Annotated in this window: 9 protein-coding genes; 3 read left to right on the plus strand and 6 right to left on the minus strand. The window is 50.8% G+C overall.

Annotation, left to right across the window (positions count from 1 at the left end):
* The 3 genes from KK083_RS12400 to KK083_RS12410 all read right to left on the minus strand — a co-directional run bounded on the left by KK083_RS12400 (position 1) and on the right by KK083_RS12410 (position 7,005).
* Positions 1-2,208, minus strand: a complete 2,208-nt coding sequence (locus KK083_RS12400) for an alpha-N-acetylglucosaminidase (RefSeq protein ID WP_254163555.1) — start codon at positions 2,206-2,208, stop codon at positions 1-3.
* A gap of 123 nt (positions 2,209-2,331) precedes the next feature.
* Positions 2,332-3,975, minus strand: a complete 1,644-nt coding sequence (locus KK083_RS12405; protein ID WP_254163556.1) for a RagB/SusD family nutrient uptake outer membrane protein — start codon at positions 3,973-3,975, stop codon at positions 2,332-2,334.
* A gap of 24 nt (positions 3,976-3,999) precedes the next feature.
* Positions 4,000-7,005, minus strand: coding sequence for a SusC/RagA family TonB-linked outer membrane protein (locus KK083_RS12410; protein ID WP_254163557.1), 3,006 nt, complete (start codon positions 7,003-7,005; stop codon positions 4,000-4,002).
* A 287-nt stretch (positions 7,006-7,292) separates the two neighbouring features.
* On the opposite strand from KK083_RS12410, the gene KK083_RS12415 reads away from it, so the two are divergent.
* Positions 7,293-10,313: a ligand-binding sensor domain-containing protein gene (locus KK083_RS12415; RefSeq protein ID WP_254163558.1), complete on the plus strand. Its 3,021-nt coding sequence runs from the start codon at positions 7,293-7,295 to the stop codon at positions 10,311-10,313.
* A complete protein-coding gene (locus KK083_RS12420; RefSeq protein WP_254163559.1) occupies positions 10,310-11,083 on the plus strand; it encodes a LytR/AlgR family response regulator transcription factor in 774 nt (257 codons plus the stop codon). The genes KK083_RS12415 and KK083_RS12420 overlap by 4 nt, the downstream gene beginning before the upstream one ends.
* Positions 11,084-11,167: 84 nt before the next feature.
* Here the strand turns inward: KK083_RS12420 and KK083_RS12425 are convergent, their stop codons facing one another.
* On the minus strand, positions 11,168-12,172 hold the full coding sequence (locus KK083_RS12425) for a LacI family DNA-binding transcriptional regulator (protein WP_254163560.1): 1,005 nt from the start codon (positions 12,170-12,172) through the stop codon (positions 11,168-11,170).
* 183 nt (positions 12,173-12,355) lie between these two features.
* On the opposite strand from KK083_RS12425, the gene KK083_RS12430 reads away from it, so the two are divergent.
* A complete protein-coding gene (locus KK083_RS12430) occupies positions 12,356-13,228 on the plus strand; it encodes an inositol oxygenase family protein (RefSeq protein WP_262899509.1) in 873 nt (290 codons plus the stop codon).
* 70 nt (positions 13,229-13,298) lie between these two features.
* Here the strand turns inward: KK083_RS12430 and KK083_RS12435 are convergent, their stop codons facing one another.
* Both KK083_RS12435 and KK083_RS12440 read right to left on the minus strand, forming a co-directional pair.
* Positions 13,299-15,812 carry an ABC transporter permease gene (locus tag KK083_RS12435; RefSeq protein ID WP_254163561.1) on the minus strand — a complete coding sequence of 838 codons (2,514 nt, stop codon included), beginning with the start codon at positions 15,810-15,812 and terminating at the stop codon, positions 13,299-13,301.
* A gap of 226 nt (positions 15,813-16,038) precedes the next feature.
* A complete protein-coding gene (locus KK083_RS12440) occupies positions 16,039-18,336 on the minus strand; it encodes a GH92 family glycosyl hydrolase (protein WP_254163562.1) in 2,298 nt (765 codons plus the stop codon).
* Between the last annotated feature and the right edge of the window lie 91 nt (positions 18,337-18,427).

Genomic DNA, 18,427 nt, shown 5'->3' on the forward strand with positions numbered 1-18,427 from the left:
TCAATTATAAGAGCTTTCGATCACAGTTCTGTACCGGTCATGGAGCTGCTGCGCGATCTTAACAGGATCGCCGGATGATTGTGTCGGAAAATCCTTGCGGGCATTTACCCAGCGCCACTCCCATTTCCTGATGTCTGCTTCAAAGCTGTCGAGGTTCGGTCCCGTTTTATTCTTCAAAGAATATTGCAGTACCTGGAAAAACTGTTCCCAACGTGGCTTGTAAAAATCGCTGATGAGGCCGCTCCACTGCCGGCAGGCATATTCATGAAGGCGGTTGTCTTCACCGCCCCAGAGGGTGATCAGGTTGCGTGCATTGCGTTCATACAGGTTTTGCTCTTCCGGAGTTTTGCCGCAGCTGCGGGCCTGTACGATCCACGGTCCCAGCAGGAAATCTTTGCGGGAAGCCAGCAGCTTATCGAGGTCACTCATCAACGAAAGGAACTGGCTGCTGTGCGTGGAGAAAGCAGCAAGGTCTTTTTCGTTGAAAGCCTTTACTGCGCGGGCATGAAGCACCAAGGCATAATTGGCAAGTACCTGGCGGGTAACGTCTACCAGGTCGTACCGGTAGCCATCAAATTTTTTACAGGTTGGTGAAGCCAGCAACAGCTCGTCCCATGCGGGAAGCAGGTCTGCCGGGGCATAATTCAGCCGTGTTTTCGCCCAGCGCCTTTCCGCTTCAAGGGTGGGGCGCGCCACGATGATCGATTCGGCACCATCGCGAATATCCTTTCCGTTGTACACCGTCTGTCTCAGCACGTGCCATGCTTGAAGGGCGTGACTGTCCTGGCTTCCGTACCTGTTCTGAATATAGGCGGGCAGCCACGCATCGAGGTCGATGGGCTCGTTCCTCCAGGTGTGATCCGTCATCAACTCATATAGCACAGGGTTCTGCTCAATGCCTTCCATCGTGAGTCCTATACCTTTCATTTTCCCTGAAGTCGTGTCTTTCAAGGCGAGCGATGCTCCCGAAGCTACACCATCGATACGCCCGAACAGGCTGATGTTACCCCCAAAGTTGTGGAGCATGTTCCAGATCCAGGGCTTTCCATAAAACGCCTCCGTGCGTTTCCAGACCGGCTCGATTTCGGCGGCGAGGTCGAGGATGATCATTCGATCGTCAGGCACGGCGCCAAGCAACGCTTTGATCTGCGGTGCATGCCAGAACTTCCGGTCACTGTAAAACAACCAGCCCTGCATCACCCAGGTGGCCTGCGGATCGGCGGCTTTCATACCTTCATAGACCCGCTTGCCCAACAATGAAAGATATGCAGGTTCATCAGAGGGAGGCTCGTTCTCATTGAAGGTATCGGCAGAATACAGGTGGTCGGTGCCATAGACCTGGTTTTGCTTCTCGAGGAATTTCCGGGCAATGACGGCGAACAGCGAATCTTCCGGATCAAGGATGTAGGTATCGGCAAACCCATTGCCCCAATTCGTTTTTTTCAGTTTCGCCGACGGAAAACGTTTTGCAAATGATGGCGGCACGTGACCGGTAAAGGCGGGGAGCACGGGCTTCATGCCAAGCTCGCGCAGACGGTTCACGATCTTTTGCTGAAGCACCTTGTGACTCTCCACCCACTTCTGTGGCAGCGGTCCACCCCATGCGTCGAGGTTGCCCATCCAAAACCAGGCGAAGTAGGCAGGTCCGCTGAAAAATCCCCGGAGCTCCTCGTCTGAAAATCCAATGTCGCGGTATACCTGTTGCCAGACGTATTCCTGCCCCGTAATGGCCAGTGGCATGTTGATGCCGTGGAGCGCCATCCAATCGATCTCCTTCTCCCAGCGCGGCCAGTCCCACCAGCTCATGCTGTAGTTGAACGTACAATAGTTGAGGTAATAACGGTATGCATAGGGGCTGCTGCGACGCACTTTCGCAGGAACTTGTGGCAGCGGATCCGGCAGGTTGATGTTGATGCCGTTCCAGGTGATCTGCCCATGGCCATATTCTTTAATATAATAATACAACGCCGAGGCAATGGATACACCGTTGCTTCCGCGCAGGATAATGAGGCCGTCCCTGCTTTCGATCTCGAATGCATCGCCCGACGACGATGGCAGCAACTCCACCACGAACCTATCGGCATATTCAGGCACTACACGCCTGATCAACGCTTTTGCCGACCGGACCTCGTGCTGGGCCCATGAGCTTGCAGATAAGCACAGCAGCGCGCAGGTAAAAATTATATTCAGGCGTACGTTCAATCTCATGGATCAATTGAATTTTCATTGATAACGGTAAAAGTGCAATCGAAAAAACGAAGGGTGGCACGTAACCCCGAAGCCACCCCCGTTTCTCCACACCCACTCAATCTTTCCTTCTGCACCAGCGTCTTAATAACCTGGATTTTGTGACAATAACTTGTTCACGCTTGTTGCATTTGTAGGGATGGGAAATAACCGTTTGTTCGGATCACTGCTGGTTTTGAATCCCCATGTTCCTTCATATTTTCCAAAACGGATCATGTCATTTCGATGCCATCCTTCCCAGGCAAACTCACGACAACGTTCCGCATAGATGTCATCAAGTGTTACGCTGCCCAACGCTGCCGATGTAGTGCGAACAGCTCTTAACATATTGACCAACGATAAAGGCGTGTGGCCAAGCGTTGCGTTACCTCCGCGCTGGATAGCTTCCGCCTTCATCAGAATAATATCCGAATAACGGAAAACAGGAATATCATTGTTCTGATTTCTGCTGGTGGATGTGGCATCCGGATAAAATTTGATATTGCGGTACCCCATGTTCCAGGCCACTTCATCATTACCACAATCAAATAATTCTACGGATTGTCTCAGTGTAATATTGGGCACAAGATTCAGCTGGAACGTATACGGTGTATTATCACCCGGGTAAGCAATGGCATCATAACCTGCCTTAGTGGTAGTGATGTTCAGTGGCGTCACACCATTGGGAAGGTATTGCAGGCCCGTTAACCATTGTTTATTTCTAACATCGTTTGCATCGTTGAAGTATGCATAGTACTCTGGCAGGGTGCTGGCAGGGCCGCCCGGCGTATAGGGAATGTTGAAATAATTGTAACCGGCTCCTGCTGCCACTTTTCCCATAGAGCGCGGCACATCATAACGCGCCTTATAATTTGCAGACCGGCCGACGTTGCCAACCGACGTGGCGTCAAACGGTATCGCGAAAATAAATTCGTTCTTACTTCCAGGCGATGTCGGTCCGTTGGTTGGGTAGAACATCACAAGGTAGTCTGCTATTGACGCTAAGCTGAATTTACCGGAGCTGATGATAGCATCGCAGGCTGCAATACAATCATTGTTCCGCTCCGTTCCGGTGTACTCTAAAGCGTTGATATACATTTTCGCCAATAAAGCCTGAGCGGTGTAGTAGTTGGGACGCCCATAAGTAGAAACATCATTCTTTGTGCTCAGGTATGGCAAACAGGCCTTGATCTCATCTTCAATGTATTTAAACACCTCTGCTCTTGGAACTGTTGGATGCTGGTACAGCTCGCCATATCCTTTTATAATGGGCACGTTACCATAATTATCCATCAGCATAAAATAGGCGAACGCTTTCACCATTCTGATCTCCGCCAGGTTGGTATTTTTAAAAGCGCTTTCCGGCTCGTTGGTCCCCAAGATCGACAACGTTTGATTTGCCATACCTATAATGGCAGATAACCAGTACCAGTTGCCATTCACATAACCATTGTCTTTCGTCCAGCTGTGATAGTGCATCTCTTTGTTCTGTCCGCCATCGAACCAGTTACCTCCTCTCGCTGGCATAATGCCTTCATCCGTACTGTAACATTGCTGAAAGAAATACTCTGTAGCATAGTTCCCTCTTAAGGCTGCATAAACCTGTCCGGAGGCCGCAATAAACTGAACTGAATCACGCGGAAAAACATCCGGTGTCAATTGTGTGGTGATCGGTACATCCAAATCCTGACACGCTATCAATGCGCTGAAGATCAGTATGGGAAAAATATATTTAGTTATCTTTTTCATAATCCAATGTTTTAGGTACTCCGATTAAAAAGAAATTTTCGCGCCCAATAAGAAAGTACGGGTCTTAGGGTAGAAGTTATTGTAGTCCACCCCGGGCGCTATTCCACCCTGATTTACTTCAGGGTCAACGCCTTTGAACTTCGTGATCACAAAAAGGTTATTGGCCGATGTATATATCCGCAGCGTCTTTATATAGTTGCTCGCAATTTTAACATTGTACCCCAGGGTGGCATTATCGAATCTTATATAGTCACCACTTTCAATAAATCGTGTGGAATATTTATAGGCATTACCGTCGGCAGGCGACTCATTCGCAGCATCAACTAAAATATTTGTGGTCATCGCTGTAGACGGCCTGAAAAGATCAGCACGGGTGGCATTGAAGATCTTGTTACCAAAAACACCCCTGATAAAGAAATTCAAATCGAACCGCTTATACCGGAAGTTGTTGGTCCAACCCAGTAACAATTTTGGCTGGGCATTGCCGGCGTAATGATAATCCGTTCTCAGCGGTGAGGTTGTTATCGCACCATTGCTGTCAATATACTGTGAAACACCCGCCTCATTTTTACCCGCATATTGCAGCGTAAAGAACTGTCCAAGCGGATAACCTTCTTTTAAAAGTTGTAATGACGCGCCTGATTGACCACCGCCTTCAGGAAAACTCACGTTAACAGAATCGCCACCAATAAACGCAGGGCTGGTTAATTTTGTGATCTCATTTTTATTATGCGTAATACCCAGGCCTGTGTTCCACGTAAGATCGCCCGCGCTGATCATCGCGGCGTCCAGGCTCAGCTCAATACCCTTGTTACTTAACGACCCACCGTTGGCTACAATGCTTCCTGCGGGAACAACCATGGGATCGACCCTATAGGTATAGATCATATCGGTGGTTTTCTTGTCGTACACATCCACCGATCCATGAACCCTGTCGTTGAAGATGGCGAAATCCAAGCCAATATTAGCAGTGGCTGTTTTCTCCCATTGCAGATCAAAGTTGGCAGCCTGCGTCGGTCCATAGGCAGCGGTAAGGTTAACGCCGTTGTAATAATATGTGCCTGCGCTACCCGATATAAATTGAGCTGTATAGGCGTTAAAGCCTGATGAATTACCAGTAACGCCGTAGCTCACACGCAACTTCAGGTCACCGAAGAGCTGCTGGTTTTGCATGAATGCTTCCTGGCTGATCCTCCACGCAGCACCTACAGAAGGGAACGTGCCCCACCTGTTGTTCTTGCCAAAAACAGAGCTTCCATCTCTTCTGACGGAGGCCTGCAACAAATACTTGTCTTTAAAATTATAATTTAACCTTGCGAAATCTGAAATCAACCGGGTGCGCTGATAAGCCTGGCTTCCGCTAAAATACAAGCCGCTATTATATGTGCTGGGATTGCTTAACGCCAGGTTGTTATAACCCGTGTCATCTACCGGAAAGTTACTGGTGGTTGCCTGAAAGCCATCTCCTATCACGTTATCCTGCCATGTGTAACCTACAACCGCTTTGATGTTGTGATCGCCGAATTCCTTATTCCAGGTCACAAAAGTCTCCAGAATTTTCTTGCTGTCCTGGTAAGCGCTTCTGGTAGCCTGGCCATTAACACCAAAAGTTTGCAACGTATGTCCGCTGTATCCTGGATCCGGGTTATCGTACATGTTATTATACTTGGATGTGAAATATTTATCGAGATAAGATCCGAACAGGTACGACGAATTCTGGTAAGAGAGATTGATATCATAGGTAAGGCCAAAAGGCAGTTGAACCTGGGTTGTAAAAATTCCTGTCACCAGATTTGTTTTGGTTCCCATCTCGCTATGGTTGAGCATGGCAACGGGATTGTAATACCCTGACTTAACAAAATTTTCGAAGTAAGTACCATCGGCATTTTTCACCGGTGACACAGGCAGGTAGGATGCTGATTGCAGTAAAATGGTATTGCGATAAGCAAGGTCGCTGTTATCTGTATTTGAATTCGTCACATTCAATCCAAATTTTACTTTATCCTTCAACGCGCGTTGCTCCAACGATAAGTGTGCAATAACACGTTTCATATCGCTGTTCAACAATATACCTTCCTTGGTCTGGTAATTTAAACTTGCATGATAGCTGCCGCGATCGGTTCCGCCTCCAATGGAAAGGTTATGATTTTGTGAAAAGGCAGCGCTTCTTTCTATTTCCTTTTGCCAGTTTGTATTCGCACCTTTATCATCGGCAGGTGTAAATGCCTGGCCGTTTTTTGAATTAAAAGCTGTCAATTGAGCCGCGTCCATCATGTCTAATTGGTTGGAAACCTTTTCTGTTCCGATGTAAGCGCTATAAGATACCTGCATATCACCTTTCCCCCTTCTGGTAGTGATCATGATCACACCGTTAGCAGCCCTGTTTCCATAGATCGCGGTTGCTGCGGCATCTTTTAACACATCGATCGATGCAATGTCATCAGGTGCTACCGTGGCTATGTCAGCGCCCAGGATGCCATCGATGACATAAAAGGGCCCTTGCGAGCTGTTGATCGTGGAAGCACCGCGTAAAATCACCGCCGCGGGTTTGTTAGGATCTCCACTGGCCGTAATATTCAAACCTGGAACTTTACCCTGAAGCAATTGACCAACATCTGTAATAGCACCTCTGTTCAGCTCGTCGGGTTTAACAGTGGTGACCGTGCTGGTCAGGTTCCTGCGGGAGTCGGTACCATATCCTACCACCACAACCTCGCTCAGCGTGGTGATGTCTTCTGTCATCGCCACATCCAGCACCGTTCTTCCGTTCACCTGCACTTCTTCCGTTACATAACCGATGAATGAAAATACGAGCACTGCGTTGTTGTCGTTCAGCAGGATAACATACTCGCCCTGGGCGTCTGTGGCAACACCGGATGTTGTGCCTTTCACGTGAATGGAAACACCGGGCACGGGAACGTCATTCGAGGTGACTTTCCCGCTCACCTGCAGCTGGCTCTGCGCTGCAGCGTCTGCATAGGGAAGGCCCATCATGCAACATAAAAGGATCCATGCGTATAATTGTCTCATAAGTGTATTGGGTTAGGAATTAATTGTCAAAACAACACTTAATACAAACTTGGAAAGAATACAACACATTGCATTACAGTGGTCTGTACTTTACTTACGAAACCGGTTTCGTAAGCGAACGATGTGTCATCAGAAGATCTTCACGCGGTTCTCAACGAAGGGTCATGCATTGAAAAATAAAAAATGCCGGCATCATCAAATTCTCCTCGTAAGCTGTTAAATATGTAGTATCTTTTTTTCTGAAGTGCTCAGCAATACTTTTACAGATTTAGTTTAAAATGCTGCATTTGAAAAATATTTTCACCGAACATCATGTTCCGGGCATACCTACGGCTGCTTTTCTTCAACGAACGGAATGTACCGGTCTGCGCGCATCGCCTATAACAAACTGCTTCGCAAAAGTTGCGTCGCCTTTGACAGGTGCTGTCATCATCGCCTCGTTAACTGTTTTCTTGTTTTGTGCTGCGTGCACGTCAACGCAGGCACAGCAGATCCGTTTCGATCGCCTCAGCATCGCCGAAGGGCTTTCAAGCAATTCCGTTTATACTGTTTTTCAGGACAGTCACGGCGTGCTCTGGATAGGAACGCTTGACGGGCTTAACCGCTACGATGGCTACGGCATCACCGTTTACAAGCACGATCACCAGAAAAAGGGCAGCATCTCCAACAACAGGATCACGGCGATCTACGAAGATCACCAGCACCATCTGTGGCTGTACGATGAGTTCACCAGCACCATCATACGGTATACTCCTGCAAAGGATGAGTTCAGCACCTACCATCTCGAGCAGGCTGCCGGGGCCGAGCTCGACGTGCTCGACTTCATTGGCGAGCGCGACAGCACCTTGTACGTTTGCTCACAGCATGGCAACACACTCCGGTATGATGCCGCAGACGACAGCTTTCATCTGCTAAACAGCTCCGGGCCATTGTCCGAAGGTGACCACGATGACACGCATTCCGCACTGCTGGACGCCTTCGGGCAATACCTGAAACAGGCAAACAGCCCTTTCACCGTCAGCACAATAATGATCCGTAAGGTGATGAAGGATCATGAAGGGAGGTATTGGATCGCCACAAGATATGACGGGCTTTACACAGCCGTGGAACAGCCGCACGGCTTTGAATTCTTCAGCCATCTCCGCACCGACGACAAATTCAAGAAGGTGACGAGCGAGGAGATCAATGACGTATACGAAGACCGGTCTAACGTAGTATGGATCGGTACCCGGAACAAAGGGCTATATCGATATGCACAGTATAAATACAAGTTCGATCATATCGAGAGCATAGAAACAACCTCCGGTGCCTTTCAGCTGGGCACGCTAAGAGCCATCACGCAGGATGCAAAAGGAAACATATGGGCAGGAACGAACGACCAGGGCCTCGTGCGCATCGATGCTTTTGGAAAAACGGGAAAGGTATACCGACCCGAGCCAGGCAAACGCAATAGCATCGGCCACCGTTTTATCCGCTCGCTCTGGATAGATGCAGGCCAGAACCTGTGGGCAGGCCACTACAATGGGTTCAGCAGGTACCGCGCTGCCACCGATGACTTCATCCCCTATCATCCAAAAGGCGAACACGACGAAGAGGTCAGGGTGTATGACATCAAAGGCGATCAGCAGCAAGGCCTCTGGATGGCGGCGTGGGATCTTGTGATGCACTTTGACCCGGCAACAAACCAGTATGCATTCATATCGCAGGCCGCGTCACTGCACCAGGGATTTTCGATCCAGAATATCCGAGAGCTCGAGCTCGACGCTTCCGGAACGCCCTGGATCGTGGTGGGTGAAAAAGGGATCAGCATCTTCAACAAGGGAGAGAACATGTTTACCACGCTTCACTCCTCTCCTGAAAACCCTGCCAGCCTTCCCTCCAACAATATCTTCGATGTATTTAAAGACAGCCATGGCAATGTCTGGCTGGCAACAGCTGACGGACTTTGTCACTTCAACGTGGCCGACAAGAGCTGTGAAACTTATACGGTGAATAACGGCCTGCCGAGCAACCTCGTCTACGGCGTTATGGAAGACAGCCATGGCCAGCTGTGGTTCAGCTCCACGAAGGGAATCGGTAAGTTCGATCCCTTGCAGAAGCGGTTCAGGAACTATGATGTGAGCGACGGCCTGCAAAGCAACGAGTTCACCGAAAACGCATTTTATCAAAACAGCGATGGCCTGATGTTTTTCGGGGGCATCAATGGCCTGAATATTTTCCATCCCGATCGTGTTCCTGACAATCCCAATCCACCACAGGTAAGCATCACCGGCGTCAAGGCCTTTGACAATCCTCTCTCGGAAGTGAGGTCATTCGGCCTGGAAGAGATCAGGCAAAAGATGCAGGCACATGACGCGATCACCTTTACACCGGGTCAGCGCTCTATCTCGTTCGAGTTCGTTGCCCTTCACTACGTAAACCCGCAGAAGAACAGATATGCCTACATGCTGGAGGGATTTGACAAGCAGTGGACGTACCGCGACGCCAATGTGCGGTTTGCCAACTATACGAACCTCGAACCGGCCACGTATTACTTCAAGGTGCGCGCTTCGAACAGCGATGGTGTATGGAGCGACGCCATTACATTGAAGATCATTGTTGAAAAACCGTTCTATGCCACCTGGTGGTTCATCACCTTATGCACCCTGGCTTTGCTAACCCTGGGGGTGTTCGCCTACCGCTGGCGGATCGCCGTCGTTAAAAAACAACAGAGCATGAAGTCGATCCAGCTGGAGTCGGAGCTGAATTTTCTGAAAAGCCAGGTGAACCCTCATTTTCTTTTCAATACACTCAACAATATCTACGCGTTGTGCCAGGTGAACTCGCGCAATGCGGCACCCATGGTGGGAAAGGTCTCAGACATGATGCGTTACATGATCTACGACTGCAATGCAGACCTTGTGCCGCTGCAAAAAGAGATCGAATACCTGCAGAACTATATCGACCTGCACCAGCTGAAGAGTCACCGGAAGCTGAATGCCGTTATGGTAGTGCATGGCGATGCCAACGGACTGAAGATCGCTCCGCTGCTGCTCATCAATTTCCTGGAGAACTGCTTCAAGCATGGCGACCTGAACGTGAACGCGCAGGGATTCATTCACGCAGAGCTTATCATCAGCCGCACGGTTCTGCTGCTCACGATGAAGAACTCTTTCCGCGAAAAAAAATCCGCAGGCCCTGACCGGCAAGGCATAGGCCTCGGCAATGTGAAGCACAGACTGACGCTGCTATACCCCGCAAAACACAGCCTGCGCATCGGAAAAAATAATGGTATATTCGAAGTGGAACTTAAAATGCACCTGGATTGAAGTTGAAATGCCTCATCATTGATGACGAATTCCTGGCACGGCAGCTCCTGGACGGCTATGTACAGAAAGTGCCATACCTGGAGGTGGCGGCGCTCTGCGAAAGCGCGTTCGAAGCCATCCCGCTGCTGCAGGAGCAGAAGATAGACCTGGTGTTCCTCGATGTGAACATGCCGGACCTGAACGGCATCGACTTTATCAGAACCCTGAAGCGCAAGCCCGAGATCATCATCACCACAGCATATTCGGAACATGCGCTGGAAGGTTATCAGCTCGACGTGATCGAATACCTGCTGAAGCCCATTTACTTCGAACGTTTCCTCCAGGCCGTGAACAAGGCCAAAGACCAGATCGACCTGAAGCTAAAAGCGGAGCAGCAGGCAAAGACCAGCCCCTCTCCTATCGCTGGCATGGAAGGAAACTCATTCTTCATCAAAACGGGACCGCAGAAGATCATCCGCGTGAGCCTTGATAGCATCCTCTACATTGAAAGCCTGCATGAATATGTGAGGATCCACCTGAAGGATGAAAATTATACCATCTATCATTCACTGAAAGCGCTGCTCGACATTTTACCCTCCGAACAGTTTGTGCAGATCCACCGCTCGTTCATCGTCAACTTCAACCGCATCACCGCGCTCGAAGGCAATACCGTAAAGGTGAACAATATCGAGCTGAAAGTCGGCAAGAATTTCCGCGACGATCTTCTGAACAGGATCCGGTCGAACAGCATTGGTATTGGATCGTCTAAAACGAAGGAAGAACCAGAGTAGGTACGAGGTACGAGGTACGAAATACGAAGTACGTATGTGAGTGCTTCGATCGGAGGAAGATCCTCGTCCCTCGTACTTCGTACCTTACTGAGTCGATTCGCGTTCGTGGAGCACGGAAGGCAATACGATGCGTTCTGTGCGCAGGTCCACCTTTCTGGCGAGCGCCTTGAACAGCAGTGTGGCCGCGGCTTTGCCCATCTCGAATGCGGGCTGCACAACGGTGGTGAGTGGTGGTGCCAGCAGTGCCGCGATCTGCAGGTTGGAGAAGGCAAGTACTTTAACATCGCGTGGGATCGACAGTCCGCAGGCATGACACGCCGTATAGGTCTGGATGGCGAGCTTCTCCACGGAGCCGATTACACCATCTACCTTGTTTTTTCTGCGCAGCACCTTTTGTATGGTATCGAGGCTTTCGTTCTCATCTTCGCTGCATTGCACTACATGACGGTCGCCATTTTTGATTCCATGATCGGCAAGTGCTTTGAGAAAACCGCTCCTGCGCTGGTCGGTAATGGAGAGGCCTGCTGCGGTGTCCAGAAAGATGATCTCACGGCACCCCTTCGAGATCAGGTGTGTGGTGGCCTTGTAAGAAGCTTCGAAATCGTCTGTGAGCACTTTGGCGGTGGCTACTTCATCGCACACCCTGTCAAAAAAGATCAGGGGCAGATCCTGTGCCAGCCGCGCATGTACGGCACTGTCGCGCTTCACCCCTACCGATACAGAGATCAGGATGCCGTCTACCCGGCCACTGCGGAGCTCTTCCAGGATCGACTCTTCGCGCTCACGGCTTTCATGGGTGAGGTACACCATCACATGATAACCCTTTGCCTGGGCGACGCTATCGATGCCGTTGATGGCGTTGGAAAAAAAAGTGTCGGCAACTTCGGGCAGCACAATAGCAATGTTCCGGGTAGTCCTGTTCTTCAGGCTGCCGGCATACGGGTTGGGCACGTACTGCAGTTTCCTGGCGTGCTCAAACACCAGGCGCTTGGTTTCGTCGCTGATCTCATGGCTGTCGCGCAGGGCTTTTGATACGGTGGAGACCGCCAGCTTCAGGTCTTTGGCGATTTTTCGAATGGTTATGCCCATAGATATGCGTCTGAGCAGCTATTTTACGAAACCGGTTTCGTAAATAAAAAGAACCGGCCTGCTGCAATGCATAATAATATTTAGGAAGTTCGTAATACTAAAAGGCAGTCCACGGTCCACGGTCGACAGACCACGGAGGCCCAGTGATTACTGCTGAGGATTTGAATCAAAGACACTGAATATATGAACATACAGCAAGAGAATGCCCCGCTGAAATCACTGGACGAGTGGGAAGACGATATCCTCAGACGCTACCCCGATCCTGAAACGATCGCCACGGGAAAATCGAAGGACGAATACCGGAACTACGAGACCCCGGTGCGCGACACGGTAAAAGAATTCTACAGGCTCAACCACACGCATCAGACGTATGATTTTGTGCTGCAGAAAAGGGCAGAATACCTTCAGTTCAACCGTAAGGAAATGCCCATCTGGGATGCCTTCACCTTCCTGAACCAGCTGGTGGATGATTCCGATCCGGATACCGACCTGGACCAGCTCCAGCACCTGCTGCAAACCTCGGAAGCCATCCGCCGAGACGGCCACCCCGACTGGATGGTGCTTACAGGATTGCTTCACGACATGGGTAAAGTACTCTGCCTCTTCGGCGAGCCGCAATGGGCTGTGGTAGGCGACACCTTCCCGGTAGGATGCAAACACTCCGACAAGATCGTTTATCCTGAGTTCTTTCAATACAACGCAGATAGTACCGACAGCCGCTACAACACAAAATATGGGGTCTACTCCCCTAACTGCGGACTGCGGAACGTACACATGTCATGGGGACACGACGAGTATGTATACCAGATGATGAAAGATCACCTGCCTGAACAGGGCCTGTACATGCTGCGCTATCACTCATTCTACGCCCAGCATCGCGAGCACGCCTACGAGCACCTGATGGATGAGCATGACCATGAGATGTTCAAGTTCGTGGACCTTTTCAATCCGTACGACCTGTATTCGAAAAACCCGAATCCGCCGGACTGGAAAGCACTCAAGCCTTATTATGAAGACCTCGTGGCCAAATACCTGCCACCGGTGCTTAAATTCTAGACATTACTTTCAATCAATCTACCTTCGGGACGCTGATGTGGAGTCGGCGTCCTTTTTTTATTCATTGAGGTCAATTGTGCCGCAGCACATCCACCGGGTTCTTTCGCGCGGCATTCAGCAGCACAGACGATACGGTGGCCAGCAGGATCACGATCAATATCAGCACCGGGATGGCGTAATGCCACCATCCGAATGAAAAGCCCGGGGCAAATTTGGCGAGATACTGACGCACAGGATAGATGGCCAGCGGAATACCAAGCACCACGGAAAGCGTCATGTGCCGCGCCGTAGACAACATGAGCATACCACTGACATCCACCATGCTTGCGCCATACACCTTCCGGATCACAACCTCTCTTTGCTTCTGTAGCGCCTTGTTATCAATAGCGCCAAGAAGTCCAAGACAGGCAATGAAAATGGCGAGCACAGTAAAAACGATGATCTGGTTACGGGTCACTTTTTCGTAGCTGTAGTGACGGTTCATGTGGTCTTCCAGAAAACTCCAGCGGAAAAGCTTGCCGGGAAATAATTCCCTGTAGGAGGTCTCCAGTCCGGCCAACGTGCTATCAAGATTTTTGTGTGGTATGCGAAGGGAGATCTTGTGCCGTTGAAAACCTGTCAGTGCGCTGCCATACGTCAGAATGATACGACTGTGGCCCAGGGCATCGCGATCCTGGTCTGCCTCCACATGCCTGAACAAGGTTTTTTCCTGGAAGCTCCTGATCACACCAACGATCGTGGCATCCTGTTTTTCTTCACCGCGCCGGGTCCATACGGAGAGTGTCTTCCCGACGGCCTGTGCAGCATCGGATAATCCGAGAAATTCAACCATGGCCTCGCTCACGATGATGGCGGAGGAGTCTCCGATACCGGTAGCAGAGAAATTTCTGCCGGCCACCAGCTCGATGCCGTAGAAAGGAATGAAGCCTGCATCCACGCCCCCGGTGCTGTGCGCCAGGAAAGCACGGCTATCACTTTCTTTCCAGAAAACCACTACCGACCAGGCATCGTCACCGGTAATGTGCGTGCTGGTGGTCAGCTGCTCCACCCCGGCAAACGTCTCACATTGACGCACGAAAAAATCCAGGTCTTTCCTGCTCGCGTTGGCCGGTGCATCGATCACTACCACATCACGCCTGTCGATGCCCATGGAGCTGTTGAGCACTGCATCGAGCTGCCGGTAGACAGCGAAGGCATAAACCACCAGCACGATGGCTGATGTATACTGAAAGACGACCAGGGTCTTTCCCAGAACGGTCTCATTGTTCTTCCATTTCACGGAGGTCATCAAAGCATGGGGCGTGCGATTAAGGGTGACCAGCGCAGCATACGCCGCTGGCGCGAAAATACCCGTCACCAGCATAGCGGTCATCACAAGTGCGGTTTGCACTGGAATGTCTGCGGGCGAAGGCACATAAAAATGAAGGTAAACCTGGAGGGGGTACCGGAAGAGCTTAATGAACACAACGGCCAGCAGGCATGCGATAACGTTGATCAGCAATGACTCCAGCGCAAACTGCCTGATAAAATCCAAGGGGCGCGCGCCCGCGTTTTTTCGCGTGATCAGCTCCTTGATCCTTTTTCCATGGGATGCCATGATCAGGTTCACATAGTTGATCCAGGCCATCGCCAGGATGATGAGCGGCACCACATTGAGGAAGCGCAACGTGTCCCGTGATTTGGCAAAGTGATGGTCGCCCGAGAATTTTGAAAAAGGTATGTCTTGCAGCGGCTGAAGATACGAGCTCAGCTTTACCCGTGACGTATTATATCCTGACTCACGCACCACCGGTTCCCAGTGTTGAGTGTTAAATCCGTTAAGTCTCTTCTCCAACGCGAGGCGATCTGTTCCCGTCCGCAATCTAAAATAAGTGTGCGCCTCCGCCGTGAAAGGAGTTACATCGATCTTTTTCCGGATGAGCATGTCCGATGCCACCGCCTCGAGCTTCATGTGTGTGTTGGCCGGAAGGTTTTTGAAAACACCGGTAATGTGGAACACCACGGTATCGTGTATGAATAACTGTCTGCCTATGGGCGATCCATGACCAAAATGACGGAGGGCAAAATCTTCAGACACCACCAGCGACCCCGGTTCGGCCAGCACCTGCTCCGGATCGCCTGAAACCAGTGGCAGGCCAAAAAAGGAAAACACGTTAGGATCGGCGTATGCGAAATGCTCACCCTGAAACAATACCTTCTCTCCTGTTGTGTTGATAACAGCGGCCGTAAAGTCCTTGCCGTGCGGCATGCCGGCGCGGGTGAAATTCTGCTGGTAGAATACACGGGTGAACGATTCTACTTCAGTGAACTCAGACCCGATGGTATGCGCCACCCCGGGATGTGAGGTTGCCATCACATCGCTGCTCCATTCATCGTTTTTGTTCAGCTGATTCCATACGATGCCGAAACGAACGATGCGATCGTAGTCGCGGATGAACTGCTCGCTGGCGAGCTCATGTCGCGTATAAGGCCACAGCACAAAAAACACGGTGAAGCCGGCGGCGAGGCCCAGCACGTTGATCAATGACATGAGCGGGCTCCTGGCCAGCAGGCGCAACGCGAGTTTGAGATAACTGGAGATCATAGCTTGAGGGGGATTTAACGTGATAACCCAAAGAATGAAACAGCCGGATTCTCGTTCTAACGCGCGGACGCCCAAAGAGTTGTGGGAGGGCATCTATAAAAAACCGCGTACCCAGGATCCCGTAAAGGCGTTATCCTGGGCACACGTTAACTAAAATCTCCTACTAAAATAAAGGAACGGTTTTACAGGTTGGCGACCACAGGCGGGTAACAATAGGTTAACTGCATCACCGCTGTCCCGAAAATGAATAAGGAACATCTTCCTGCCGGGTGCCACGCTGCAGGTTAGGCTTCGCTGACATGCCAAAATCGATCACAGCCCCTTTCATGAGCGCGGCATGGCTCAGCCAGGTCTTCGAATAAGGCTTCCCGTCAACCGAAACGGAATTCACATAGCGGTTGGCGGCGTTGTTATCGGGTGCCCTGATCACGATCTTCTTCCCGTTCTCCAGCTGTAAGGTCATCTTTTTAAAGAGCGGCGCACCGATCACGTACTGGTCTGTTCCCGGGCATACGGGATAAAAGCCCATCGAAGAGAACACATACCACGCCGAGGTCTGGCCGTTGTCTTCATCGCCACAATAGCCATCGGGCGTTGCTGCATACAAACGGTTCATCACTTCACGCAGCCAGTATTGCGACTTCCACGGCTGGCCCGCATAGTTGTAGAGGTAGGTCATGTGCTGGATGGGCTGGTTGCCGTGTGCGTAGTTGCCCATGTTCATGATCTGCATTTCACGGATCTCATGAATGACGAAGCCGTAATACGATTCATCAAAAACGGGTGGCACCACAAAGACCGAATCGAGCATCTTCACAAACTCGTTCTTTCCACCCATCAGCCCGATCAGTCCTTCAACATCATGGAACACGCTCCAGGTGTAATGCCAGCTGTTGCCTTCGGTAAAGGCATCGCCCCACTTGAACGGATTGAAGGGCTTCTGAAAGGTGCCATCGCTGTTGCGGCCACGCATGAGCTTCGTCTCGGCGTCGAACAGGTTCCGGTAGTGCTGGCAACGTTTGGCAAAACGGTCGATCTCCTCCTGCGGGCGGTTCAATGCTTTCGCAAGCTGCCAGATGGTAAAATCATCGTATGCATATTCCAGTGTACGTGCTGCATTCTCATTGATCTTCACATCGTAAGGTATGTAGCCGAGCTTGTTATAATAAGCAACGCCCTCGCGTCCCACCGAGCTCAGGGGGCCCTCGTTCTCGGTGTTCTTCAAAATACCCTCGTACAGCGCCTGGATGTCGTAACCTCTGACTCCTTTCAAATAAGCATCTGCGATGATGGAGGCTGAGTTCGATCCGATCATGCAATCACGATGGCCCGGGCTCGCCCATTCCGGCAGCCACCCGCTTTCTTTGTAGGTGTTCACAAGGCCTTCCATGATCTGTGCATTCAGGGAAGGATACATCAGGTTGAAGAAGGGGAACACAGCCCTGAACGTGTCCCAGAATCCGTTATCGGTAAAAAGATATCCGGGCAGTACTTTGCCGTTGTAAGGACTGTAATGCACTATTTTTCCTGCCGCATCTGTTTCGTAAAATTTGCGGGGAAACAACAGCACGCGGTAGAGGCACGAATAAAACGTGCGCACCTGCTCCTCAGAACCTCCCTCTGGCTGCAGGCGTGAGAGCTCCTTGTTCCAGGCAGCTTTCGCCTTCTGTTTCAGGGTCTCGAAATCATCGCGACCGAGCTCTTTCAGGTTCAGCGCTGCCTGCTCATGGCTGATGAACGACGAGGCGATGCGGGCGTGCACCTTCTCCCCTTTTTTAGTCCTGAACGTGAGCACGGCTCCTGCCTGATCTCCTTCGTATTCCAGCAAATTCCTTTCGAGTGCATATTCGCGTTTATCTTTTTGCACCTGCTTTCCGCGCCATACTGCGGTGGCGTTGAAAGGTTTGTCGAACTCGATCACAAAATAATTCCTGAAGTTGTCAGGCACACCATCACTGTTCTTTGTGCTGAAGCCGATGATCCTGTTCGCCTCCGGAATGATTTTGATGTATGATCCTTTATCGAGGGCATCAATCACGATATGAGCGCTGTCTGTTTGCGGGAAGGTAAACCTGAAGATGGCGGCGCGTTCGGTGGGCACGATCTCCGTGGTCACGTTATGGTCAGCCAGGTAAACACTGTAATAATAAGGTCGCGCAGTTTCTGCTTTATGCGAAAACCAGCTTGCGCGTTCGTCTTCACTGAACCGGAGCTTTCCGGTAACGGGCATCACGGCAAACTGTCCGTAGTCGTTGATCCAGGGACTGGGCTGATGTGTTTGCTTGAAACCCCGGATGCGGTCAGCGTTATAAGTATAAGCCCAGCCGTCGCCCATTCTGCCCGTCTGCGGCATCCAGAAGTTCATTCCCCAGGGCAGCGCGATGGCCGGATAAGTGTTACCGGTCGAGAGGCTGGGCTTCGACGCCGTGCCCATCAAAGGATTTACCAGGTCGGCTGGGTCTGTGGTCTGAGCCTTGAGTGTTATGAAACATAAACAGGAAAGAACAATGGCGATGATTTTCATGTACAGGGTTTTTATTTGGGGACGAAGGTAGTGAAAAAATGCAGTTGCCGGTGATCGGTTGCCGGTTACCGGTTGCCAGTTGAGGTGGGGG

Source organism: Chryseosolibacter histidinae (genome assembly GCF_018598225.1).
In the GTDB taxonomy this organism is placed as follows: Bacteria; Bacteroidota; Bacteroidia; order Cytophagales; family Cyclobacteriaceae; genus Chryseosolibacter; species Chryseosolibacter histidini.

What these genes read in the sequence shown, in the direction of transcription:
- KK083_RS12400 (WP_254163555.1), bottom strand. Translation starts at nt 2,208, where the DNA reads ATGAGATTGAACGTACGCCTGAATATAATTTTTACCTGCGCGCTGCTG.
- KK083_RS12405 (WP_254163556.1), bottom strand. Translation starts at nt 3,975, where the DNA reads ATGAAAAAGATAACTAAATATATTTTTCCCATACTGATCTTCAGCGCA.
- KK083_RS12410 (WP_254163557.1), bottom strand. Translation starts at nt 7,005, where the DNA reads ATGAGACAATTATACGCATGGATCCTTTTATGTTGCATGATGGGCCTT.
- KK083_RS12425 (WP_254163560.1), bottom strand. Translation starts at nt 12,172, where the DNA reads ATGGGCATAACCATTCGAAAAATCGCCAAAGACCTGAAGCTGGCGGTC.
- KK083_RS12430 (WP_262899509.1), top strand. Translation starts at nt 12,356, where the DNA reads ATGAACATACAGCAAGAGAATGCCCCGCTGAAATCACTGGACGAGTGG.
- KK083_RS12435 (WP_254163561.1), bottom strand. Translation starts at nt 15,812, where the DNA reads ATGATCTCCAGTTATCTCAAACTCGCGTTGCGCCTGCTGGCCAGGAGC.
- KK083_RS12440 (WP_254163562.1), bottom strand. Translation starts at nt 18,336, where the DNA reads ATGAAAATCATCGCCATTGTTCTTTCCTGTTTATGTTTCATAACACTC.